We start from the raw sequence: 24,317 nt of genomic DNA on the forward strand, positions 1-24,317 counted from the left end.
TTAAAGATATGGTATCATATAGCATCATTTGTATTTTTTTATCGAAATTTTTAAATTCACTTGTCTGTATATCACAACAAATTTTTGACTTTTTAAAAAGGAATGTTAAAAGGAGTCACAATCATGAATAACAAGATCATAAAAAGGAACAAAAAGATTTTAAAAAGGAAAATAAACTTTCTAAAAGACCCTTTAAGGAATTTTATTAAAGATAAAAGACACCAAAGGAATAACCTATATGCATACTATTATCAACATCTTGATGTTGTTGATAAAACCGTACTTTATGAATCTAGAGATGGAAAAAGCATGACCGATAGTCCTTTAGCCATTTTTGAATATTTGCTTCATCAGCCAAATTTTAAAGACTATACTCATATTTGGTCTATTGAAGACTTTGAAACATTAGAACCAATTTTAAGTAAGTATAGAGATGACAAAAACGTGATTTTTGTTAAAAGGAACTCTAAAGATTATTTGAAATATTTAGCCACTGCAAAATATTTAATCAATAACTCTACTTTCCAACCTTTTTTTATATGTAAAGAAGAGCAAGTCTATATTAATACGTGGCATGGTACACCATTAAAGTATATGGGCTTTGATATCCCAGGAAATCCTGCACATTCTCAGAACGTATTAAGAAATTTTTTAAGCTCAGACTATCTTATTAGCCCAAATGAACATACAACAAGCATGTTCTTAAATAGTTATAAGTTGAAACACATTTTTTCAGGGAAAGTAATAGAAGAAGGATATCCAAGAATTGATCTAACATTAAATACTGATCCTCTCGCATTTAAAAAAAATCTTCAATCTTTTGGAGTTAGCCTATCTTTAGAGAAAAAAACTATTGTATATGCACCGACATGGAAAGGGACGAATGTTGGTAAGGTTAAAAATAATTTAACTCAGATCACTTCTGACCTGAATTACTTACAAGAACGATGCGGTCAAGAATTTAATATTCTTCTTAAGCTTCATCCATTTCTTTATCACCAAGCAAGTCGATCAACGGAATTACAAGGCCGGCTCATACCGGATTTTATTGATACAAATGTGCTTTTAAGTGCGACCGATTTATTGATCACTGACTATTCGAGTATATTCTTTGATTTTTTAGTTACAAATAAACCAGTCCTATTTTATATGTGGGACGCAGATGAATATAACGAAGAACGGGGAATGTATTTTAATCTTGAAAACCTTCCAGGACCTCGTGTCTATAATATAAGAGATTTGGCAGAATCAATTGGTCGAATAAAGGAAATAAATTTAGAATTCAAAACCAAGTATGAGCAGTTTAAACATGACTTCACAAAGTACGACGATGGTAAAGTGACTGAAAGAGTAGTTGAGGCTATCTTCAATAATGAGACTGAAACCGTTCGCTGCATCGATACTCATAATAAAGTGAAAGAAAAGATATTGATATATCCAGGAGGTATGAAAAATAATGGTATTACTTCCTCTTTCATTAACTTAACTCAAAATATTGATTATGATAAATATGATGTGAGTTGTTATATGAGTACACCAAACTCAAAAGAAGTATTAAATAATATTGCAAAAGTCAATAAAAATGTCAGATTTATCTTCAAGCCAGGCTTACCTGTATATACTCTGCAAGAAGTTTATAAAGATAAATTAATTCATAATCGCGGAGCAAAAGGGAAACTAGAAAAAAGACTCTATCCACAAGAAGCTTATTCCAGAGAATTCAAGCGCCTATTCGGAAAATCCACTTTTGATCATGTGATTGATTTTAGTGGCTATAGCTTATACTGGGCTAAATATCTCGTTTCTGCAGATGCGAAAACAAAAATATGTTTTATGCATAATGATCTTCTCTCAGATAGCGAAAGGACGATTAACGGTAAGAAACCTCATAGAATTAATCTGAGAGGTTTATTCACCATATATCATAAATTCGATAAGTTAGTGAGTGTCTCTAAAGGGACGATGGAGTTAAACAAACAGAATTTATCTCAATATGCAGAAGAAAGTAAATTTGATTATGTAATGAACTCTATTAACCCAGACAAAATTTTAGGAACAGAATTAACTTCTAGTGAAGAAGAAGATACAAGCCTAATCATATCGAACAAACCTTTTAAATCCAGGGCGAAAATTTTAAGCAGTAAACACGATAAAATACTCCCTACATTAGTTGAAAGTAATTATTCCACTTTTTCAGCTAAAGAATTTGAAAATAAAGTGGTCATGATTACAAGAAAAGCTGTAACAAAACAAAACGAAGTTTTATATAAATTCACTTATGAAGATCATGTGGTGGGATGGTTAAATAAAGAAGCGTTTAAGATTCTACCAGATAGCATTATATGTGAAGAAGAAGTTCATAAGCTAGCAGTGATTGCATCTCCTAAGCGCAATGATATTTGGACAAAACCCTATAAAACGAAGGGAATTAAAAAGGTTTCTTCTAGCCATCCATATAAGAATATTATGGTGGAAATAGATAGAGAAGCTAGAACTGAACGTTCCGTCTATAGCAGATTTTATATTAATAAACAACTAATTGGCTGGATAGATTCCTCAGCACTAAAAATACTGAAAAATTACGAAGTTAATAGTGACCTCCCTGAAGATAAACAGGCATTGATCGAAAAAGAAAAGCACACATTATTAACTGAAAATTACCATAAACATGAAGAATTTATTCACTCTTTGAATAATAGAACACTTTTAGAAAGAAATTTAAACAAGCAAATGAAGATTGTTCATACAGAAAATCATAAAGTATGGTCTAAAGCATATCCAAATTTCGGTTATGCTGAAGTCTGCAGCGCTGATTTCTATAAAGATGCGATCGTAACTGTAATCAAGAGCCATAAAACCAGCAAATCTACCTATTATCAATTTTCTTATGATGGAAAAGTGATTGGGTGGTTAAACGTAAAAGCATTTAAACAATTAGACCCTCAATCTATTTTAAATCGTAAAGAAGTGAGTTATTCTGCATTGCTTCATTTGAATGAGTTTAAAATTTATAATAAAACAAATGAAAATACACGGTTTCAAGTCGTGGAAGATTATTATCTATATAATCAAAAAGAAGTTGATGTCACTGAAGAGGTCACCACACCTATATCAACATACTGTGCAATAGAGCTCAATAATGAAAAAATAGGCTGGGTAGATAAAAAAACACTTGAAATCATCGAAATTCGCGGTTTCCAGATAGGAAATGAGTTTGTTCCTTATCCATCAAAACATCACTATAATTTTGTTAATATGGGACGCTTATCGCCAGAGAAAGGGCAAGATAATTTAATCACTGCGTTTAAGCAACATGTCGAAACAAATGCAAATAGCAGGCTATATATTCTCGGTGACGGTCCATTAAAGAATGACCTTCAAATGTTAATAGAACAATTTGAATTGCAAAACCATGTATTCTTAGTAGGCCAAGTTGAAAACCCATTTACCATCCTAAAAATGTGTAATTGCTTTGTTTTATCTTCACATTATGAAGGGCAGCCGATGGTCCTTTTAGAAGCAATGACACTAGGAATGGATATTTTAGCGACAGATATCGTTGCCAATAGGACTGTTTTAGAGAATGGTAAATACGGGGATCTAGTCAATAATAGTATTGATGGGCTTATAGAAGGTTTAAACAACTTTAGCTCTCAGACACACACTTCTTATGCTCCATTCAATTATAAAGAGTATAATAAAAAAGCAATGGACACTTTTTATAAAGTTCTAAACTAACCTTTCTATATTTGTAATAAAAAAGACTTTCAAGCTGTTATTTATGCTTGAAAGTCTTTTCATTTTTATATATGCGACACAATCAGTTCACAAGATCCTTCAATTGAGAAGCTTCCTGTTTCAGCCGGCAGAATAAAATGAGCGCCCTTTGGCAATGGATATGTGTTTCCATCATGCTCTAAAGACCCTTCTCCATTAATCACACTGCATAGCAAAAACGGATAATCCTGCGAAAGCTCTACTTTTTGATCAATTTCCCATTTATACACAGAGAAGTATTCTGCTTCGACAAATGTACGAATGGTCACTCCTCGGCGTGTTTCAACTGATTCATCTGCATAACCGTCTACATGAGGAACCGTCGTGACATCAATTGCTTGTGCAAAATGAAGTTCACGTTCGTTGCCATCCTGGTCTTTTCGTTCATAATCATATACGCGATAGGTTGTATCTGAGCTTTGCTGCGTTTCAAGGACAAGCGTTCCTTCGCAAAGTGCATGAATGGTACCGCTTGGCACATAATAAAAATCACCAGGCTTAATTTTCACCCGTCGCAAAAGACCTTCCCAATCTCCGCTATTCATCATGGTGACAAGCTCAGTTCTTGTTCTTGCATTGTGCCCATAGATCATTTCCGCTCCTTCTTTGCAGTCAATGATATACCAGCACTCTGTTTTTCCAAGCTCGCCATTTTCATGTCTTTCCGCATAATCATCATCTGGATGTACTTGAACAGACAATTCTTGGTTTGCATCTAAAATTTTGGTTAACAGCGGGAAGCGATCGCCTTCTATCCCCCCGAACAATTCTCTATGATTGTCCCAAAGTTCGATCAGCGTTTTCCCTTTATATGGACCGTCTTGCACGACACTTGGTCCGTTTGGATGAGCAGAAATTGCCCAGCATTCTCCCGTTTGATCAGAAGGAATATCGTAGCCAAATTGATCCCTTAAGGCTGTACCTCCCCATATTCTTTCCTTCAATTCAGGCAGTAAAAAAATTGGTGACTGCTTCATTCAGGATGACTCCTCCCTTTGCTACCCTTTGATAATCCTTACCTAGCTTGATGAAAACTAGTAAGTCTCAACTTTTATTATGACGCTATCTAAAGAGAAGTCAATCCTTTCAGTACACCGAATGAAAACGATAACACAAAATTGTTTTACCCTTTGACAGAGCCTGCAAGAAGCCCTTTGACAAAGTATTTTCCAAGAAGAATATAGACGAGTAGTGTCGGCAGCGCAGCCAATATCGCCCCTGCCATTTGGACGTTCCATTGCACAATTTGACTGCCTGATAGATTTTGCAAGGCAACCATCACCGGCTGATGCTCCGCAGTGGTCATCGTGACTGCAAATAAAAATTCATTCCACACATTTGTGAACTGCCAAATGGCCACCACAACAAATCCTGTGATTGAAAGCGGAAGAATCATATATCTGAAAATCCCGATAAACCCTGCGCCATCCATTTTCGCCGATTCAATCATTTCATCTGGGATGCTCACATAGAAATTTCGGAACATGAGCGTTGTGATCGGAAGTCCGTATACGACATGGACAAGCACAAGCCCTGGAATTGAATTATACAATCCGACTTCACGCAAAAATTGAATAAGTGGAATTAGAATACTTTGATATGGAATAAACATCCCAAACAGCATCAGCGTAAAGACGACTTCTGATCCTTTGAAACGCCATTTTGATAGGACATAGCCATTCATTGCACCTAAAACAGCGGACAATAAAGTAGCAGGAATGACTAGATAAAGAGAATTCATTAAATTAGGCGCCAGCTTTTCAAACGCGATCTGATAGCTTGAAAAATCGATTGTAGATGGCAGCGACCACATTCGTTCAAGGGTGACTTCACCTAATGGCTTCAAGCTTGTGACGAGCATGACATAAACTGGCATTAAAAAAAATAGACTGCACAAAATCAATAAAGCATAAAGAACTGGACGGACAAACCATCTGGCTGTCATGATGAAGCCCCCTTCCGGCTCGACAGGAGGTATGGCACGATAAAGACCGCAACAGAGATCAGCATGACAATCGCAATGGCGGCACCACCTGCATAATGGTTTCCTCTAAAGGTCATTTCAAACATATACACGCCCGGGACATCGGTGACAAAGTTCGCACCCGGTCCTGTCATCGAGTAAATCAAATCGAAAATCTTTAATGAAATATGAGCCATGATGATAACAACACTTGCAGTAATCGGTTTTAAAAGAGGAAAAATGATTTTCCAGTAAATCTGCCACTCCGATGCACCATCCATTCTAGCAGCCTCTCTTACTTCCTCTGGAATTCCTCGCAGACCCGCCAAATACATCGCCAGAGAGAAGCCTGTCATTTGCCAAACAGCTGCAATCACGACGGCAATCATGGCCGCAGGTACACCAAACTCAATTTTCCCCCAGACAAATCCGGCCAAAATGTTCGTATCCGTGTACCATTTAGGCTGGATACCGAGCGTTTTCAAAAATAAATTCACCCCTGTTGACGGGTTTAAAATCCATTGCCATACAACCCCTGTGACAACGAAGGAAAGGGCCATCGGAAAGAAGAATAAATTCCGAAAAAGAGATTCCCCCTTGATCTTCTGATCTAGTAAAATCGCAAGTGCGAGACCAGAGACAATGACAGCTCCAATAAAAAATAGAGTAAAAAAGACCGTGTTTCGAAGATCTGACTGAAAGCGGAAATCTTGAAACAGCATGGCATAATTGCGAAGACCTGCAAAAGAGAAATCAGGAACAAGCGTGGTCCAGTTTGATAATGACACATATCCTGTCCAGCCAATAAAGACGTAAACAAAGATGAATAATAAAACCGCTGACGGGGCTAAAAAGAGCAGCGCCAACAGCTGGTCTCCATTCCATTTTTTCCGCATACGTTTGACCTTGGGCATAGATGTTTTTGTCATCGGCGATGTGTCCATGCGCATGAAGCTACACTCCTTTTAAAAAAGAGGCGGTGCCTAGCCGCCGCCTCTTTCGTCTTTATTTCATTGCATCTTTTAAAGATGATACAAACTGGCTGCTGTCTTTTTGTGTCACGAAGATATTGACGGCTTGATTCGCTTTCGTCACAAACCCTTCTTCAGCAGCTGAGCCATGAGCAAGAGACGGCGCCAGCTTTGACTCTTTAAATGCCTTCATCGCCGATTTTCCGTATTCATCATATTTTGATACGTCTGCATCCACACGTGCTGGAATCGACCCTTTTAGCGGATTAAACGCATCCTGTCCTTCCACAGATCCTAAAACAGATAAGAATTTCTTCACGTTTTCTGGCTGTTTCACACCCTTTGGCAGTCCAAATGTATCGGTGATCACCATAAAGCTTCCTTCCGTTTCAGGAGTCGCCGTGTATCCAAAGTCTTGATTCACCTTCAAATCAAGATCATTCACAAAGTACCCCTTCGCCCAGTCACCCATGACATTCATTGCAGCTTCGCCTTTTGCCACGAGCTGTGAGGCATCCTGCCAGTTACGTGAGCTGTGATCATCATTGACGTATTCGAGCATGCGCCCAAAGATGTCTGCCGCTTCCTTCACTTTCGGGTCATCCATTTTCATGTCGCCAGCCCAAAGTTTTTGATAACCATCTGCACCTAATACACCCAGCAAAACACTTTCAAACAAATGAGTCGCTGCCCAAGGCTCCTTATCTCCAAGCGCAAGTGGTGTGATCCCTTTTTTCTTTAATGCATCTGCTGTTTTGAAAAATTCATCAAATGTCGCTGGCGGCTCTAAGCCTGCATCATCAAATACCTTCTTGTTATACCAAAGCACATTGCCCCTGTGAATGTTCACTGGCACGGAATAGATTTTTCCATCTTTGCTGACAAGATCAATCAGTGATTCTGGAAATTTGTCTTTCCAGCCTTCTTTTTCATATAAATCATCCAGCGGCTCCATTTTGCCTGCCGCGACCCAGCTCTCATTCAGCTCCGCCCCGCCATGCACTTGAAACGTAGCAGGCGGATCATTCCCCTGCATACGGCTAGTCAGAACAGCCTTTGCATTCGTACCAGCACCACCTGCGACGGCTGCATTTTCAATTGGAATGTCTTTATTTTTCTCTTCAAACAATTGGATGAGTGCCTTCAGCCCGTCTTCCTCACCCGCTCCTGTCCACCAAGAGAAAATCTCGAGCTTTTCCGTTCCGCCTTCTTTTTTTGCCTCTGAGTTCGTCGATGAACTGCAGGCAGTGACGATAAGCATACAGAGTGCAAGCAGTGTAAAGCCTAATTTGACCTTCATAATTGATCCCCCATCCCTATTTTGTAAGCGTTATCAAAATAAGTATAATGGAAGATCCTTGCTTTTTTTCAGGCAAACTTCTTCACTTTTTTATGAAATTCTTCATTTTTTTACGACCTGTTTTCGATATTCCTTCGGTGAACAGCCAACCATCTTCTTAAACACACGGCTGACGTAATTAGGATCTGTATATCCTGCTTGATAGGTAATTTCTTTTAAGCTAAGCGAGCTGTCTTTGAGGAGCTTTTTGATTTTATCTAGCCGGCAGTTTGTCACATACTCTTTAAATGTCAGACCCGCCTCGTCTTTAAATCGTTTTGTGAAATAGGTTGGACTTAAATCAACATAAGCGGCCGTTTGCTCAAGTGTGATCTGTTCACAATAATGCGTTTTGATGTAACGTTTTGCCCGCTCAATGTCATTGATAGTCTGGGTTCTCGCTTCGTACACGTCAAATAGGTATTCACAGCACTGACGGCATTCAGCTGCGGTGCTGATTGTCAATATCGATAGATCTGTACGGAGACGTGATTTGAAGAGAATCAGCAGTTCCTTTACTTGTGAAATCGTCGCCCCCTCTAATTGAAAGGCATCAAATAAAGCCAGCGCATCCTCTCTTCTCCCTTCCTCGAGCGCCTGCATCATGCTATCCGCAAGGTCTGGCAGATGAATCAATGGACCGGGCTTTATGTCTGTTTGGTAAAAGCCATAACGAACAACGCCGCCACTCTTTTTTCGCTGATAATAGGAAAGCTTCGCCTCTGCTGCACTTTTCTGAAGATGAAGCGGGTTTGAGACTGGGTGCCCTATGCCAACGACAGGTGAAGGCTGACCGTTTGTCATGGCAGCTCGAATGGCTTGCAGCACCTCTACCTTAAGCTGACCTGGTCCTTGCTGACTATAAATGAAGCATGTAAACAGTTCACCCCCCATCTGAATCGGCACCGTATGAAATTGTGCAGATTTCAATAAATCGTTCAACAGCTGATCCCCGCCCGTCCGCTGCACCGCGATGATAAGACCTGCTTCATATTCTGAAAATAGTTGTTGAAACTCCATGGAGGTATAGGATTGACCGTTCATGATATGGGCTTCAAGCCACTTTGACTGCTGATCGGCCGCTGCCGCCTGCCGCTGAGACGCCTCCTGCTTTATTTCTGCTGCTACAAATCGAATGGCTGCGATGGTTTCGTCTTTATCAGCTGGTTTGACCAGGTATTGTTTCACCCCTTCTTGCATCGCTTGCTTGGCGTAATCGAATGTATCGTAGGCTGTCAGCATAATGAATTTTGTATGAGGACTGCTTGCTTTGATCTGTTTGATCGCCGCCAGTCCATCCATGCCAGGCATCTGGATATCCATGAGCACAAGATGAATGGGCTCAGATCGCACGAATTCAACCGCCTTCTTTCCATTTTCCGCTTCTCCTGCTATATGACACTCTGGAACCCATTCGGTTAAGAACTTCCGCATCGCTAGTCGTTCTATTTTTTCATCATCGACAATCAGTACGTTCAGCATGCCGGTCCCTCCTTCATCGGAATAGCCAATTGTATGGTGGTGCCTTCGTTTGGCTTTGAATCAATTTGAAGGGCATCTTGCACCCCATAAAACAAACGTAGTCTTGACATCACATTTCGAAGACCAATTCCTGTCGAGTGGCCTTTACTCAGGATGTTCGGATCTTCCTCTGCTTTTTCTGACAGCAATCTTCTTTTCTCCAATTCATTGATGCCCATCCCATTGTCCCGAATCCGGATCATCACATAGCCGCCTTCTTGATAGATCGAGAGCTCGACAAGTCCCTCTTCCTCCTTTGGTTCGACGCCATGAATGAAGGCATTTTCGACAAGCGGCTGCAAGGTGAGACTTGGGATATGTACAGATAAACACGACTCATCGATGGATGTTTTGCAGGTAATACGATCGGCAAATCTCGTTTCTTGTATATGAAAATACTCTTTTACCACTTTCACTTCTTGTTCCAATGTAACGGATGTACTCAGAGCAGACAGCGAATACCGCATCAGCGTAGAAACGGATTGAATCAACCTCGATGTGGCTTCCGCTGATTCTAAGTAAGCCATCCGCGAAACGATGTTTAATGTGTTAAATAAAAAATGCGGGTTCATTTGGTTTTGCAGCGTTTTTAGCTTCATGTCTTTGATTTTTTGATCCAATGCTGCCTTTTGTTTGATCTCTTCAATCATCATTTTCATCTCTTGCCGCATACGCTGAAAGGCTTCATTTAAAACAGAAATTTCATCCTTTGAGGTGACATGCAAATTCGCTCCATCAAAATTTCCTTCTGATACTTCTTTTACGCTTCGGGACAGATGAACGATGGGTCTTGATATCCCGCCAGCAATCATATAAGCCATCCATAATGCGACCCCGATTGATAACGTAAACAGGCACAAGGTAAAGAGCGCATAGGTATGATGCCTTTTTTGAAGAGATTGATAGAGTACTTGATATTCAGATAATTCATCATCAAGCAGGGTCATCGTCTGCTCTTGTATATAGGAGGAGATGGTTCTCACTTCCTTCACACTTGCAGCATATTCTTCGATTTTCCCTTCTTTTACATGTGTCATGGTCGCATCACTTTCATTGATGAGCGTCCGTATCATATATTGATATTTTTCAATAGAAGGAATCGCAGCATGAAGCCCGGCATCCTTTCGCAACGCTTGATCGTAGGATTTCATTTTCTGTTTTGACGTAAGATATTCTTTAGCAAACTTCCGATCCTTTTCAATGGCATAGGCATTGACTTTTTCATACATCGTTTTCGCTTCTGTCGATATATCATTGAGCAGCAGAAAAGAACGGAAGCTCCTGCTATATTCTGATGTGATTTTTGAACTGCTCCAGTAGACAAAAAAAGCGGCTACGTTGCCAAGAAGCACAAGGATTAAAAATGCCAATAACAGCTTACTTCGAATCTTTCTCATGGCTGCATCCCCTGCTTTCTGTCTGTTTGCTGAAGAGGCAGATCCCCGCGCCGGATCACACTCGTTCCCGTGTACTGAAGCGGTTCTTCTTTTTCACCTTTTTGCAAACGAACAAGCGATTCAACCGCTTGATAGCCCATTTCATAAGGATGCTGCACGACCACGGCATCAATCGTTCCATCATCAAGCGCCTGAATCGTATCAGGCAATGTGTCAAATGCAAGCACATAAAAATCAGTGGATGATTGGTACTGTGCGATTGCTTGAATGATGCCTGCACCATCTAATGCACTTGTGCCATAAAATGCGGTGAGCTTCGCATGATCGTTTAATAGTTTATAAGCGGCACCTGAGGCACCTGACTTCGTAATGGCTGATTCTTCTATTCCAGCAATATGAATGCGTTTTTCAGCGGAGACGGCATCTCGAAAGCCTTTGACGCGCAGCTTTTGATGAATGGCATCCAGCCTGCCTGTGACAATTCCTACATACTGTTCACCTTTTGTATCTGCGATGAGTGCCTGCCCTGCGATAAAGCCTGAATAGTAATTGTCCGTTCCTACATACACTTGACGCTTGCTCCCTTCTGCATCCGTATCGACGGTGACGACATCAATTCCTTTTTCCCTCGCCTTCTGAAAAAGCGGTTTGTATTTTTTCGCATCAAGTCCCTGCGTCATAATGCCATCAACATGCCCAGCGATCGCCATATCGATGGTTTTCAGATGATCGTCTACATCCGCTTGCTTTGGGCCCAAATATTCTAGATACACATGATGAACGTCTGCCGCATCAGCAGCTCCTTTTTGTACAAGCTGCCAATATTCGTTATCAAGTTCCTCCGGTACAAGGACAAAATGGTATTGATACGTTGACGCCGTTTTATCGGAAGCGCTTTCAATTTTAAATAAATCTTGACCTAATAACGTTAAAAAAATGACAGATACCACACAAAATGTGAGAAATGCGCTCATTCCGATCCACTTAGATAATTTCACCGTACCCTCCCCCTTTTCACTATTTCCGCATAAAAAAAAGAGCTGCTTATAAGCATACTCTCTCGACCTCTATAATTCCTTTGTCATAAATAAACTGTTTGGATCTTCTTGATATGTACCAAAAGGCGGGCAATACTGAAACCCAGCGCTTTCATATAGTTTTCTTGCTGGTTCAAAGAAAGCCATTGCCCCTGTCTCTAAGCTGACACGTGTATACCCGCGCCGTTTTGCCTCTTGGAGAAGATGATTCAGCATATACCTCGCTACACCTTTCCGCATATGGAGGGCTGCAGTTCTCATCGATTTGATTTCCCCATGTTCACTTGACAGCTCCTTTAACGCTCCGCAGCCAAGAAGCTCCTCTCCATCTCGCACACTCCACACGGTGACATTCTGTTTTTTTAAATCAGTTAATGGAAGGGCATGAATGCTTTCGGGCGGCGAATGCACCTTCATTTCTTCTATATGTGCAGTAATCAGCTGATCAATTCGTCCATCCGTAAGTTCATCTTGTAGAATATACATTTCCATCACTCCTTCACAATCATTGTACGTGAAGAGTTGAATGGTTATCTGCTGTTATGTCAGATAACCGAACAAACAACTGGCATCTACACCCAATTGTTTGTTCGGTTTACAAGTATTTATGAGGAAAGAACGGCTTGTAATTCCTCTGCTGTACTGTTTTCAAGCTGACTTCCGACACCGACAGCCACCGCGCCTGCTTGAAGCCACTTCGGAACATCAGCTGGATGAATGCCACCCGTAGGAATAAATTCAATCTCTGGAAATGGACCTTTCAGGTTTTTCATATAGGATAAACCGAAGGAGCCGCTTGGAAAAAGCTTGAGCAAGCCGTAGCCATCTGCTTTCGCCTGCATGATTTCACTTGGGGTGAGAACCCCTGGTACATAGAGTGTGTCGTAAAATGAGAGATGTTCTCCAATCATAGGAAGATATCCTGGACTGACGATAAACTGTGAGCCTGCCTCAACAGCTGATTGTGCCTGCTCCAGTGTCGTAATCGTTCCCGCTCCTACAATGAGGTCTTGCTCCTGCTGAAAGGATGCGATGATGCGTTCAGCATTTGGCGTGGTATACGTCACTTCAATGGCACGGACCCCTTTTTTCTTTAAACGCTCAATCATTTCAATGCCTTCTCTTTCACTACCCGCTCTCACCACTGCGATCAACTTACAAGACGCGAGCTGCTTTTTAACGCTCAAACTTGCTGACTTTCCCATATCTCTCATCCCCTTTCATATAATCCCGCCTTTGATATCGCTTGGCTTCTTTCATAAAAGCTTGAAGCTCCTCCCGGGTAGGCAGTCCATCCTTATCGCCAGGAGACATCACTGCCAGTGCCCCGACTGCATTGCCTCTTGTCACGGATTTTTCATTTGATAAGCCGTCAAGTAAGCCGCTGATGACCCCCACTGCAAATCCGTCACCAGCACCAACTGTATCTACGACATCCTGCACATAAAAGCCATTCACAATTCCTTGTCCGGCTGCACTTTTATAAAAGGCACCTTCTGCCCCTAGCTTAATGACCACTAACTTGACGCCTTTTTGCAAATAAACATCTGCAATTTCTTCTGGCTCGTGACAACCCGTGAGCCTTTGCCCTTCTGCAAGCCCTGGAAAAAACCAATCCACTTGCGAGGCGATTTGATTCACCGTCTGAATCATGTCCTCCTCCTCTTCCCATAGCTGAAGCCGAAGATTTGGATCAAATGAAATGGTTTTGCCCGCTTCTTTCATTTCTTGAAGGGCACGAATAGAAAACGCTCTCATTTCACTGGATAGGGCAGGCGGAATACCAGTCATATGAAGGTGGCCTGCCTGTTTGAAATAAGTGGCGGGAAAGTCGCTTGGACTCATTGTGCTCGCAGCAGAGCCTTTCCGATAATACGTGACGTCAGGGTCTCCATCGATCACTTTTGATTTAAGTAAGATGCCCGTTTGAGACTCATCATTTGAACGGAGCACTGCACTTGTATCGACCCCTTCTTTTTGAAGCTCTTCTAAAATAAATGTGCCAAGTGAATCTGCTCCGACTTTGCTCATCCAGCCCACATGAAAGCCCAGCCTCGCCAAACCGACAGCCACGTTACTTTCTGCACCAGCAAGCGCCTTTTGGAATGTATGCACTTGATGAAGCTCCCCAACTTCCTTTGCATAAAACATCGCCATTGATTCCCCAAATGTGACCGCATCCAATGCTTTCACTCATTTCTCCCCTTTCTTGGTACCGGTTTCAAATCAGTTGAAAAAGAGAGAGCATGCACGTATGTATACTCTTCTCTGCCTATCATTTATAAAGATTTCCTTACAATGATTTCACCATCAAGCTGAATCGTTTGGGGCGCACTTTCATCCCCTTCAAGCCGTGTCTTGATTTTTTGCATGGCTGCTTTCCCCATTTCATGAGATGGCTGGGCAACCGTTGTGATTCCAGGTCCAATCAGCTTATACCATTCTGTATCATCAAACCCTGCAATACCTATCTCATCAGGAATCTTCATCCCAAGCTCTACAAGTTCACTAATCAGCTTCAGCATGAGTAATCCATTGCCTGCTAAAATCGCTTTTTTCTGTTCGTTTGATTGTAGAAAACGGACAATCTCTTCGCGCATTTGTTCCTTTTGCTTTAAATCAATTTCTGCAATGATTGGCTTCTTATGTTTACTCAAAGCTGTCTGTTCATATGCTTCCTTTCGTTCTTCACGAGGACTGATTCCATCGACGGGCTCAGTAAAGAATGCGATGTGATCATAGCCTTTCTCATACATTTGTTGAAGCAGCCGGATTGTGATATCACGGTTGTTCGTGGTCACTGTGTCGACTTTTAGTTCAGGCAGCTTCCGGTCCACCAGAACAATTGGCACACCGTTTTTCTTAAACTCCTCCAGAATGTCATTGTTCTGTCCTGTCGTATTGATGATGAGCCCTTCAATATAATGTGCATTCAGTTTAAGGAGCATTTCCCGTTCTTTTTCTGGACGATTATCTGTGTTACACACCATGATACTGTATCCATATTCATCACAAATCTCTTCAACTCCGCGAAGTGTTGCCACAGAGAATGGATTCGTAATGTCGGCTACAATAAACCCAATGACTTTGCTTTTTCTGACTTTTAGTCCTTGAGCAAGCTGACTCGGACGATAATGGAGTTCCTCAATGGCCTTCTTGATTTTTTTTACCTTTTCAGATGAAATTTCATTTGTTCTGCCATTGATATATCTGGATACAGTTGATTTTGAGACCCCTGCATAAGCTGCTACTTCATTAATGGTCACTTTCGTTTGCTTTTTCTCTTTCATTCAAAAAACTCCCACAATTGATCTTCTCATTTGGTTCGGTACCGATTTCAAATAAACTTAAAAAGAGCATATCATAATTAATTGCATTTCAGAAGATTTTTTTGCTTGATGATGGCAAAAATTCGTTTAATTAGAGAAAAAGAAAGCGATTTCAAATAAACGGTTGACGGCGCTCTCTTTTTCCTCTAGAATTTTCCTTGAAACCGATACCAAATAAATATCAATATTTGTTTCAGATGGAAAGGGAGGCTTATCCAAATGGAAAATCGTTATGCTGTACATCCTGAACAGGTCAAACGTTTTACAACAGAGGAACTTCGTCGTCATTTTCATATTCCTACGCTATTTGTCAGTGGTGAATTAAAGCTTTATTACTCACATGAGGACCGCGTGGTGATTGGCGGAGCCATGCCAGCAGCAGAGCCGATCACACTAGATGCTGGGGACTTTTTACGGACGGAGTATTTTCTTGAAAGACGTGAAATCGGGATTGTGAATGTCGGCGGACAAGGAAAGGTCACTGTTGATGGTGAGGCCTTTGTGCTGGAGCATAAAGATTTCTTATATATTGGTCTTGGTCACAAAGATGTACAGTTTGCTAGTTCATCAGGCGACGAGGCCAAGTTCTATCTAGTTTCAGCCACGGCTCATAGAGCGTACCCTACGCAAAAAGCAGCCATCGCTGAATTAACACCAAACCACTTAGGGGAAGCAGCTGCTTCCAATGTACGAAACCTGTATCAAGTCATCCATGCAGACGGCATCCAAAGCTGTCAGCTCATGATGGGAATCACTCAGCTGGAAACCAATAACACGTGGAACACGATGCCTGCTCATATTCACGATCGCCGGATGGAAGTGTACTTATATCTTGATATCGAAGAGGATGCACGAGTCTTTCATTTTATGGGGGAGCCATCTGAAACAAGACATCTTGTTGTGGCAAATGAGGAAGCAGTCATTTCACCTGCCTGGTCCATTCATTCAGGTTCAGGTACAGCGAATTATTCATTTATTTGGGCAATGGCGGGCGAAAACTATACGTTCAAAGATATGGACTTTGTCCCAATGGATCAGCTGAGGTAACGAGAGTGATGACATCATCATATGCAGCGTCCCTCTTTTCCCTTGAAGGAAAAACAGCACTTGTAACAGGTCCTGGAACCGGTATTGGGCAAGGTATTGCCGTGGCGCTTGCCCAATCAGGCGCAGATATCATCGGCACATATCATCACACACCGCTTGAAGAAACAAAGGCACTTATCGAACAGGCAGGCCGATCATTTCATGCGGTTCAAGTTGACTTTTCTAACCCTCAGTCTGCAAAGCAGGATGTCGACGCCATATTAAAGAAGCACACGATTGATATTCTAATCAATAATGCTGGAACCATTAAAAGAGAGCAGGCGGCTCACTATTCAGAGGAAGATTGGCATACGGTCATGGATGTGAATATCAACAGTCTCTTTTTCCTCACGCAAAAGGTTGGACAGCAGATGCTGAAAAACGGGCAAGGGAAAATCGTCAATATCGCCTCCCTTCTATCGTTTCAAGGCGGCGTCTTTGTCCCCGCTTATACAGCAAGCAAGCATGCTGTCGCAGGGCTGACGAAAGCTTTTGCCAACGAATGGGCGAGCCAGCATATTCAAGTGAATGCGATTGCGCCTGGGTATATTGCGACCAATAACACACAGGCCATTCGTGACGATGAAAATCGAAATGAAGAGATTCTGAAACGAATCCCTGCCGGGCGCTGGGGAAAACCTGAGGATCTAGCCGGTGCTGCTGTTTTCCTTAGCTCACCAGCTTCTGATTATATGAACGGCCACATTTTAGCTGTTGATGGCGGCTGGCTTGCGAGATAATAAGACGAGAGAATTCCTATTCGGGGATTCTCTTTTTTCTATTTGCATAATTCTCCACCTTCCGAGTCACTCTATAAAAAAACATGTGATGAGGGTGAGGTATTATGAAAAGTCGCATTGAACAAGATATAGCGTCCGTCATTAAGCGTGTCAAAAGCTTTGCCGGAAGAAGTGATGATATCGTGTTCCACTCTTTTTCATTTGGTCCTTCCACTATTTCTGCATGTCTCGTGTACGTTGAAGGACTCACAGAATTTGAGATGCTTTCTAAGCAAATCATTTCACCAATGCAAAAGGAACTGGACATCACTGAGGTTGGTTCTACTACACTTTCCTCCCTTTCAAAAACGTTCTTTGGCATTCAAAGTGATGTGCTGGATGATATGAACCTTGCCATCGAGCAGTTATATAGCGGCAAGGCTATTTTATTTGTAGATGGAGCGGATCAAGCACTTGCACTCCATACAAATCTTTTTCAATTTAGGGAAGTAGAAGAGCCGCAATCTGAAGTTCTTGTAAGAGGACCGCGGATCGGATTTATTGAGAATCTCGAAAAAAACACGGCTTTACTCCGTGAACGAGCAAACGACCCAAATCTTGTGATTCAAAAGGTGAGTATCGGTACTCGCAATAAAAAATCCGCTGCCCTTGTGTATGTTCGTGATATTGCTGATCCTAAACTAGTAGAAGATGTTCTATCACGCATGGCCGAAATCAAAATGGATGACATCCCTGAAACTGGCTATATTGAACAGTTGATTGAGGACAGTCACATCTCCATTTTCCCACAGATTCAAAACACAGAACGTCCTGACCGGGTGATTGCATCTGTGCTTGAAGGCAAAGTCTCTATTTTGCTCGATGGGACTCCTTTTGCCCTCATTTTACCTATGACACTTACAGCTTTGATGCAATCACCAGAGGATTATTATCAGAGGTGGACAAGCGCGACTCTTTTGCGTTTACTTCGTTATATTGCCGTGCTGCTCACGATTTTTTTACCCGGGCTTTACATTGCACTTGTCTCTTATCATCCCGGTTTATTACCGACAAGAATGGCACTCACCATCGCAGGCAGCCGGCAGAATGTTCCCTTCCCTCCTGTTGTCGAAGCCATTCTCATGTCTTTTACGATAGAGCTGCTGCGGGAAGCTGGACTACGGCTTCCAAGAGCCATTGGACAGACAATTGGGCTCATTGGCGGGGTTATTATTGGTCAGGCAGCTGTTCAAGCCAATATCGTCAGTGCCTTAATGGTGATTATTGTGTCGCTGACCGCACTGGCTGACTTCACGGCACCGTCATATGACTTTAGTTTCCCACTGCGTATTTTGCGGTTTATGGCCATTTTTAGTTCGGCATTGTTTGGATTATACGGTTTAATCATGTGTTATTTATTTGTGCTTTGTCACTTGATGCAGTTAAAGACCTTTGGTTTTGACTATTTCACACCTGTGTTGTCTTCACCGTTTTCAGATTTAAAGGATACGTACGTCCGTTTACCAATCGGGCTATTTAAATCCAGACCAAAAACAGCAAAAATAAAAAACCTCAGAAGACAAGGAGATTAAACGATGTACAGACCTGAAAAGCTATCATTGTTACAAGTCACCATTCTGTGCAGTTCTACAATGATAGGCGCTGGAATTTTAACCATTCCACGCAGTTCTGCCAATTCAGGATTCCCTGATGGCTGGATCATTGTATTAATACAGGGCGTCATCTTTGCTTTCGTTGCTTTTTTGTTGGGCTGGATTGCCGAAAAGAATGCACCAGACACCATTTACGAGTCAAATACAAAAGGAGCGGGCGCATTCTTTGGCACAATCTTTAATTTAATGCTGATCGCCTATTTACTAGGCATTGTCGGCTTTGAGGCACGTGTCCTTGGGGAAGTGGTTCAGTTTTTCCTGCTGCAATCAACTCCCATGACCGTGATTGTGATGATTTTTTTACTCGTGGCGATCTATCATTTGAAAAGCGGTATCTTTCCAGTCGTCAAAATGGTGACCTATATTTATCCGATCACCATGGTCATTTACATAGCGCTCATGCTGTTTTGTTTAAAAATATTTGATTTTGATTATTTACGCCCTGTGATGGCGCATGGTTTTAAAGATTTTAGTAACCTTTTCTCTCAAACCTTTATTCAATTTACAGGCTTTGAAGTGATTTTGTTTGTTGTCCCGCTCATTTATAAAGACAAATGGTCTAAGGCAAAATGGGCGGCTGCAATCGGGGTTGGAATTACTTCTCTTGTATATTCCCTCACACTCTTTATAGTGATTGGCTCCATGACCGTTGGTGAAACGAAATCTCTCACTTGGCCGACGGTTTCTCTTATACAAGCGCTTGAACTTGAAGGGGTGTTTATCGAACGATTTGATATTTTCTTACTGACGATCTGGACGTGCCAGCAGTTCATTTGTATGCTGGGTTTTTTCCAGTTTGCGATTAAAGGCTGCTTCACTGTTTTTAAAACAACCAATATAACGAGACTGTTATGGCTGTTATTTTTGATTACATCAGCACTCTCACTTTTCCCTAGAAATATCAACGAAGTCTTTTACTACTCTACTTTACTCGGCTACGCATTGTTTGCGGTTTTAGCCATTCCTTTTATTACTGCTATCCTGCTGATGATACGCAAAAAATGGGGAGGTCGTTCTACATGAGAGGCAGGCGTATACTGTTATTCTTTTTTTCCTGCTGTCTTTTCCTTCTATCAGCAGGCTGCTGGGACTTAAAGGATATTGAAAAACTATCGTTTGTACGCGGGGTTGGTATTGATGAGGAAGATGACAATGGAGTTAAGCTGACCTACCAAAACCTTGTACCGAAATCAAGTGGAACACAAGAAGCCGATTCTCCCGGCTATGTGAATGTTGTCTCCAAAGGAAAAAATGTGCTTGAGGCTGTCAGTAATGTCGCCTTGAAGGACCCGCCGATCTATAGTGATCACATGAAAATCTTCTTGTTTGGCAGAAATCAAGCAGAGCATCACGATATTCAAGGAACACTTAATCATTTTATTCGAGATGATGAGGTTCGGCGCAGCAGCTATCTCCTCGTGTCACGAGGAGATGCGTCAAAAGTCATCAATCAAAAGTTAAAGTCTCAACAGAAGGTACCGGTTGAGCATATCTTTGAAACATCCAAAAACCGAAGCTTTAACGGGAAGATCGCACCGCCAACACGTATAGGCCGGTCGTCTGATTACTTTCAGATGGGCGTTAGCTTCCTCGTACAAAGTGTAGATGTGATCAACAGTGAAATTATTTATGATGGGGCAGGAATCATACATGGGAAAACGAGAAAGCTGATTGGTTTTATCCCAGCAAAAGATGTCCAATCTTTAAACTGGGTAATGGGCCGTATCACTGGCGGCGTTGTACCTGCCACCTACAAAGGTTATCCGATCACGTATGAAATAAAAAAAGCAAAAACCAAGGTCAAGCCCTATCTGAAAGACGGAAAGGTATCCTTTAAAATTAGCATACAAACAAATGGAAAATTGTCTGAGGATCAATATCCTCCTGAAAACTCATTCGATGAGCAGTACATCAAACGATTTGAGCGTATCTTTGCTCATAAAATTAAAGAACGCATTCAACAAGCAGTAAATCATGTGCAAAAAGAAGTCGGCGTTGATCCCATATTTTTAAACCAGCAGTTCCGTATGAAATATCCCGACTATTGGGATCAGCATGGTACCGAGTGGGATAGGCTCTTCCAAGAAGCAGCCATCGAATACGATGTCAAAGTCAGCATCTTGAATTTTGGTGCAGAAGGCGCAACAAAAAGCTTTAAATGGTAATGCCAAAAGGCGGTTATCCCAATGGGGAGCCGCCCTCATACTGTTGACAAAGGGCTAAAATGATCTTGATTTTAGCCCTTTGTCTTCTTTTCAGCGTGATAGAAAACCTTTGCAGCCCTAGGAAGGACGAGCACCGGAGCGCAGACCTGACACCGAATGCGAGGGTTTGGCTACACGCTGAAGCGGTTATCCCGATGGGGAGCCGCCTTTTTTACGTACGACAATGAGAAGCTGATACAAAGTCACTTGGTCAGACAACGATTTTGTTTGAAAGCCAAGTGATGCTCCTATTCTTGCCACCTCATCAAAAAACAATTGAACGTTTTGATCAATCTGTACATTGACCCGCTGCTCGATCACGCGTTCAAACAATTGGTCTGGGAAAAGCGCACGCATGGTGTTTGGTGTGAAGAACCGCATATGGGTTCGATCTAAAATTCCTACATCTTGATACGTAAAGTCCCCTGTCATCAAAGGAAGAAGCACCTCTGCATGCATCATGTTAGGCAGGCAGCAAATGATGACACCGTCTGGCTTTAAAGATGCGTGTGCTTGCTCAATGATGTGCCAAGGGTCTGACACATGCTCTAAAACATCTGAAAAAATGACCGCATCAAAAAAGGCCTCTTTCTCTGACCATGGGTATTCATCCGCATTTGCCTCAATCACTTCTTCGTAATACGCCTTTGCGACCGCTGCTTTTAATGCATCCTCCTCTACCCCGTACATGGTTACAGACTGCCGGTTCATCAATTCAAGCCCGGTTGCCCCTGCGCCGCATCCAACATCCAGCACACATGCAGCTTCCTCAGGGAGCAATTCCGTAAAATACGGATGAGGGGTGATCAAATTTAGATCTATGCCCCACTTATCTAAAAATCGAAGTCTGTTTTCAGTAAACAGTGTAGAGATGTTCGTTTCTTGATTGGCATTGAAGGTAGCATGACCATGATGATGCACAAAGGAATCATGCACAATTTGCAGCTGATACCCTTGCAGTAATGAACGTAAGCAAAGATCGTCATCCTCAAATGATCCATATACGAACCGCTCATCAAATACCCCCACATCCTCGATCAGCTTTCTTTTCACGAGCAAGCAAAACCCTACAAGCCGGTGCACATAAGTTCTCTGACCTTTTCTCTTAGATGTATATTCCTTAGCAAAGGCTGGGAGCTCCTTCACATCTGTATACGACGGCTGGACCATCTGAGGGCCGCTTACATAATTGGAGACTGGCCCCACCATCCCAATCTGTTCTGATGCGAATAGCGCCTCTTTTAATGGAGGAAGCCAATTTTCCGTCACGATCGTGTCATTATTTAAAAAGAGAATGCTGTCTCCTGAAGCTTCTTTTGCCCCTTGATTACATCCCTTTGCAAAGCCTTCATTCTTTTCATTATCAATGAAAATCACATCATCCAGCTCTCTTACATATTCCTTCGTGCCGTCAGTTGACGCATTATCAACGATGATGAGTTCATATTGGTCGCTGCTCGTATGCTGTTTAATGCTTTCGATACATGTTTTCGTTAAATGGAGCTCGTTGTACGTCAGCATGACAATGCTTGTTTTCCCTTTCATCTCATTTCCACCTTTCGCCCGCCTGTTCCATATGTATGTGATAGGAAGCACGTTCAGAAGATGAGGGAATGTCCTTTCTTGATTAAACGTTTGTTTAACATAGAAAAACCAGCTGCATACGGCAGCTGGCCATTGTTCACACTGTTTTCCCTTCGTCACCTGCGACGGCACGATTTCTCTTTTTTAAATCTTCTTCAATTTCTTCAAGACTTTTCCCCTTCGTTTCGGTCACCAAGTACCTCACAAATAAGAAGGCGCCTACGCCGATGACCGCATAGATGAGGAAGAGATTACTGATACCAATCGCGCTTAATAAAGCTGGGAATGTAAGCGAGATGATTAAATTTCCTGTATGAAGGAGGAAGGTCGATACACCTGTACCGATTCCTCTTACATGTACCGGGAACAGCTCTGGAAGCATCACCCAAACGACTGGCCCCCAACTGACAGCAAAGATGACGATAAAGAGACCTAAACAAATAACGGTTGTCCATCCTGCAGCTGTCGACCCTTCGAAAAATCGGTTGACCACTGACAGGACAATTAAACTAAGGACCATTCCTGCATTCCCAAATAGGAGCAGCGCTTTACGCCCTACACGGTCAATGATTTTGATGGCAACAAACGTCATGATGACATTCACTGCACCAATTCCGACAGTGCCTAAAATCGCCGCAGAATTCCCAAAGCCAACACTTGTGAATGTTTTTGGTGCATAGTAAATGATCGTATTTGTACCGATAAACTGCTGCAGAAAGGCTAGGCCGACACCGGCAATCAATGCTGGGCGTACCCATGGCTCAAATAATTCCTTAAAACCGCCTTTTTCTTCACTTTCCGCCTTTTGAATATCTGAAATTTCTTCTTCCACTTCTTGCTTACTTTTTCTGAGTTTAGATAATATCTCCTTCGCACGATCAGCCTGTCCGTGGACAAACAGCCAGCGGGGACTTTCCGGCATAAACAAAATTCCAGATAATAAAAGAACAGAAGGAACAACCGCAATTCCAAGCATCAAGCGCCATGCCTCTGCATCCGCTAAAGCGTAGTTCACAATATAGGCTAGAAGAATACCAAATGTGATCATGAGCTGGTTTAAAGAGGATAGTGCCCCTCGTGATTCTTTTGGTGCAAGTTCAGATAAATATAATGGAACAATCGTTGTCGAGCACCCGACAGCGAGCCCTAGTACAATTCGGAATAAGACCATCACTTCCGTATTCGGGGCAAGAGCTGTACCAAATCCGCCGATAATAAATAAAATCGCTGCGGCGATGATGGCTTTTTTCCGCCCAAATTGGTCTGTTAATTTTCCAGAAAGAGAGGAACCGAGCATCGCCCCGATTAAAATCGAGCTGACGACAAGCCCCTCTGTAAATGCATTTAAACCTAAATCCTCTTTCATAAATAAGATGGCGCCAGAGATGACACCTGTATCATAGCCATATAAAGCACCGCCAAGGGCGCCGAAGAAATAAAGCCATCCATTCCGATTTTTCATGTTCATAACCCCACTTTTGTCTCTGTACTCTATGAAAAGTCATTTTCCTCACTTCCTGTCATTTCAAACATTTCGATGTTTTATGACAAATATATTTCATTTGTATATCTTTGAAACTTTTTACGAGAAGGATACGTCAATTAAGCGTTAGTGAAAAAAATGTCGCACTATATCCCGTTTTAAGGTATATTTGTTTTAGTTTGTAAGCAGAAAGAAGGACATCTTTACTATAAAATCATAGCGAGGGTTTAAAAT

The 24,317-nt window shown here is 41.8% G+C and carries 19 protein-coding genes; 6 read left to right on the forward strand and 13 right to left on the reverse strand.

The window, feature by feature from the left end; genetic code table 11:
- The first annotated feature begins 123 nt into the window (after positions 1-123).
- Complete coding sequence (locus tag QSJ46_RS02440; protein ID WP_285604229.1) at positions 124-3,738, forward strand: CDP-glycerol glycerophosphotransferase family protein; 3,615 nt, start codon at positions 124-126, stop codon at positions 3,736-3,738.
- A gap of 65 nt (positions 3,739-3,803) precedes the next feature.
- On the opposite strand, the gene manA is transcribed toward QSJ46_RS02440, so the two are convergent.
- The 11 genes from manA to QSJ46_RS02495 all read right to left on the reverse strand — a co-directional run bounded on the left by manA (position 3,804) and on the right by QSJ46_RS02495 (position 15,295).
- Positions 3,804-4,754, reverse strand: a complete 951-nt coding sequence (gene manA, locus QSJ46_RS02445) for a mannose-6-phosphate isomerase, class I (protein WP_285604230.1) — start codon at positions 4,752-4,754, stop codon at positions 3,804-3,806.
- Between the two features lie 146 nt (positions 4,755-4,900).
- Positions 4,901-5,722 carry a carbohydrate ABC transporter permease gene (locus tag QSJ46_RS02450; RefSeq protein ID WP_039181910.1) on the reverse strand — a complete coding sequence of 274 codons (822 nt, stop codon included), beginning with the start codon at positions 5,720-5,722 and terminating at the stop codon, positions 4,901-4,903.
- A complete protein-coding gene (locus QSJ46_RS02455) occupies positions 5,719-6,690 on the reverse strand; it encodes a carbohydrate ABC transporter permease (RefSeq protein ID WP_285604231.1) in 972 nt (323 codons plus the stop codon). The genes QSJ46_RS02450 and QSJ46_RS02455 overlap by 4 nt, the downstream gene beginning before the upstream one ends.
- Before the next feature lie 55 nt (positions 6,691-6,745).
- Complete coding sequence (locus tag QSJ46_RS02460; protein WP_047201899.1) at positions 6,746-8,011, reverse strand: ABC transporter substrate-binding protein; 1,266 nt, start codon at positions 8,009-8,011, stop codon at positions 6,746-6,748.
- 102 nt (positions 8,012-8,113) lie between these two features.
- The gene (locus QSJ46_RS02465; RefSeq protein WP_285604232.1) at positions 8,114-9,532 is read right to left on the reverse strand and encodes a response regulator; all 1,419 of its coding nucleotides are present in this window, start codon (positions 9,530-9,532) and stop codon (positions 8,114-8,116) included.
- The gene (locus QSJ46_RS02470) at positions 9,526-10,968 is read right to left on the reverse strand and encodes a sensor histidine kinase (RefSeq protein WP_224929644.1); all 1,443 of its coding nucleotides are present in this window, start codon (positions 10,966-10,968) and stop codon (positions 9,526-9,528) included. Before QSJ46_RS02470 ends, QSJ46_RS02465 begins: the two co-directional genes overlap by 7 nt.
- Entirely contained in the window at positions 10,965-11,966 is a 1,002-nt protein-coding gene (locus QSJ46_RS02475; RefSeq protein WP_047201902.1) for a sugar-binding protein, read from the reverse strand. Before QSJ46_RS02475 ends, QSJ46_RS02470 begins: the two co-directional genes overlap by 4 nt.
- A 69-nt stretch (positions 11,967-12,035) precedes the next feature.
- Positions 12,036-12,491, reverse strand: coding sequence for a GNAT family N-acetyltransferase (locus QSJ46_RS02480; RefSeq protein ID WP_047201903.1), 456 nt, complete (start codon positions 12,489-12,491; stop codon positions 12,036-12,038).
- 119 nt (positions 12,492-12,610) lie between these two features.
- Entirely contained in the window at positions 12,611-13,210 is a 600-nt protein-coding gene (locus QSJ46_RS02485) for a bifunctional 4-hydroxy-2-oxoglutarate aldolase/2-dehydro-3-deoxy-phosphogluconate aldolase (RefSeq protein ID WP_269773656.1), read from the reverse strand.
- Entirely contained in the window at positions 13,182-14,198 is a 1,017-nt protein-coding gene (locus QSJ46_RS02490) for a sugar kinase (RefSeq protein ID WP_285604233.1), read from the reverse strand. Before QSJ46_RS02490 ends, QSJ46_RS02485 begins: the two co-directional genes overlap by 29 nt.
- A gap of 86 nt (positions 14,199-14,284) precedes the next feature.
- Positions 14,285-15,295, reverse strand: a complete 1,011-nt coding sequence (locus QSJ46_RS02495; RefSeq protein WP_039181927.1) for a LacI family DNA-binding transcriptional regulator — start codon at positions 15,293-15,295, stop codon at positions 14,285-14,287.
- A gap of 258 nt (positions 15,296-15,553) precedes the next feature.
- Between QSJ46_RS02495 and kduI the strand changes: the two genes are divergently transcribed.
- From kduI to QSJ46_RS02520, 5 genes are all read left to right on the forward strand, one after another.
- Positions 15,554-16,381, forward strand: a complete 828-nt coding sequence (gene kduI / locus QSJ46_RS02500; RefSeq protein ID WP_285604234.1) for a 5-dehydro-4-deoxy-D-glucuronate isomerase — start codon at positions 15,554-15,556, stop codon at positions 16,379-16,381.
- An 8-nt stretch (positions 16,382-16,389) separates the two neighbouring features.
- A complete protein-coding gene (kduD, locus tag QSJ46_RS02505; RefSeq protein ID WP_039181933.1) occupies positions 16,390-17,160 on the forward strand; it encodes a 2-dehydro-3-deoxy-D-gluconate 5-dehydrogenase KduD in 771 nt (256 codons plus the stop codon).
- A gap of 104 nt (positions 17,161-17,264) precedes the next feature.
- Positions 17,265-18,731: a spore germination protein gene (locus QSJ46_RS02510; RefSeq protein WP_285604235.1), complete on the forward strand. Its 1,467-nt coding sequence runs from the start codon at positions 17,265-17,267 to the stop codon at positions 18,729-18,731.
- A 3-nt stretch (positions 18,732-18,734) separates the two neighbouring features.
- Positions 18,735-19,835: a GerAB/ArcD/ProY family transporter gene (locus QSJ46_RS02515; protein ID WP_285604236.1), complete on the forward strand. Its 1,101-nt coding sequence runs from the start codon at positions 18,735-18,737 to the stop codon at positions 19,833-19,835.
- Positions 19,832-20,977, forward strand: coding sequence for a Ger(x)C family spore germination protein (locus QSJ46_RS02520; protein WP_107162965.1), 1,146 nt, complete (start codon positions 19,832-19,834; stop codon positions 20,975-20,977). The genes QSJ46_RS02515 and QSJ46_RS02520 overlap by 4 nt, the downstream gene beginning before the upstream one ends.
- Before the next feature lie 186 nt (positions 20,978-21,163).
- Here the strand turns inward: QSJ46_RS02520 and QSJ46_RS02525 are convergent, their stop codons facing one another.
- On the reverse strand, positions 21,164-22,561 hold the full coding sequence (locus tag QSJ46_RS02525; RefSeq protein ID WP_285604237.1) for a bifunctional glycosyltransferase family 2 protein/class I SAM-dependent methyltransferase: 1,398 nt from the start codon (positions 22,559-22,561) through the stop codon (positions 21,164-21,166).
- A gap of 136 nt (positions 22,562-22,697) precedes the next feature.
- Entirely contained in the window at positions 22,698-24,062 is a 1,365-nt protein-coding gene (locus tag QSJ46_RS02530) for a sugar porter family MFS transporter (RefSeq protein WP_126682393.1), read from the reverse strand.
- Positions 24,063-24,317: the final 255 nt, after the last annotated feature.

Source organism: Bacillus sp. YKCMOAS1 (genome assembly GCF_030268125.1).
GTDB lineage: Bacteria > Bacillota > Bacilli > Bacillales > Bacillaceae > Bacillus > Bacillus safensis.

Coding starts and splice junctions, on each gene's coding strand:
- kduI (WP_285604234.1), top strand. CDS start 15,554: ATGGAAAATCGTTATGCTGTACATCCTGAACAGGTCAAACGTTTTACA.
- QSJ46_RS02520 (WP_107162965.1), top strand. CDS start 19,832: ATGAGAGGCAGGCGTATACTGTTATTCTTTTTTTCCTGCTGTCTTTTC.
- kduD (WP_039181933.1), top strand. CDS start 16,390: ATGACATCATCATATGCAGCGTCCCTCTTTTCCCTTGAAGGAAAAACA.
- QSJ46_RS02510 (WP_285604235.1), top strand. CDS start 17,265: ATGAAAAGTCGCATTGAACAAGATATAGCGTCCGTCATTAAGCGTGTC.
- QSJ46_RS02465 (WP_285604232.1), bottom strand. CDS start 9,532: ATGCTGAACGTACTGATTGTCGATGATGAAAAAATAGAACGACTAGCG.
- QSJ46_RS02480 (WP_047201903.1), bottom strand. CDS start 12,491: ATGTATATTCTACAAGATGAACTTACGGATGGACGAATTGATCAGCTG.
- QSJ46_RS02495 (WP_039181927.1), bottom strand. CDS start 15,295: ATGAAAGAGAAAAAGCAAACGAAAGTGACCATTAATGAAGTAGCAGCT.
- QSJ46_RS02485 (WP_269773656.1), bottom strand. CDS start 13,210: ATGGGAAAGTCAGCAAGTTTGAGCGTTAAAAAGCAGCTCGCGTCTTGT.
- QSJ46_RS02530 (WP_126682393.1), bottom strand. CDS start 24,062: ATGAAAAATCGGAATGGATGGCTTTATTTCTTCGGCGCCCTTGGCGGT.
- QSJ46_RS02470 (WP_224929644.1), bottom strand. CDS start 10,968: ATGAGAAAGATTCGAAGTAAGCTGTTATTGGCATTTTTAATCCTTGTG.
- QSJ46_RS02455 (WP_285604231.1), bottom strand. CDS start 6,690: ATGCGCATGGACACATCGCCGATGACAAAAACATCTATGCCCAAGGTC.
- QSJ46_RS02450 (WP_039181910.1), bottom strand. CDS start 5,722: ATGACAGCCAGATGGTTTGTCCGTCCAGTTCTTTATGCTTTATTGATT.
- QSJ46_RS02460 (WP_047201899.1), bottom strand. CDS start 8,011: ATGAAGGTCAAATTAGGCTTTACACTGCTTGCACTCTGTATGCTTATC.
- manA (WP_285604230.1), bottom strand. CDS start 4,754: ATGAAGCAGTCACCAATTTTTTTACTGCCTGAATTGAAGGAAAGAATA.
- QSJ46_RS02440 (WP_285604229.1), top strand. CDS start 124: ATGAATAACAAGATCATAAAAAGGAACAAAAAGATTTTAAAAAGGAAA.
- QSJ46_RS02515 (WP_285604236.1), top strand. CDS start 18,735: ATGTACAGACCTGAAAAGCTATCATTGTTACAAGTCACCATTCTGTGC.
- QSJ46_RS02525 (WP_285604237.1), bottom strand. CDS start 22,561: ATGAAAGGGAAAACAAGCATTGTCATGCTGACGTACAACGAGCTCCAT.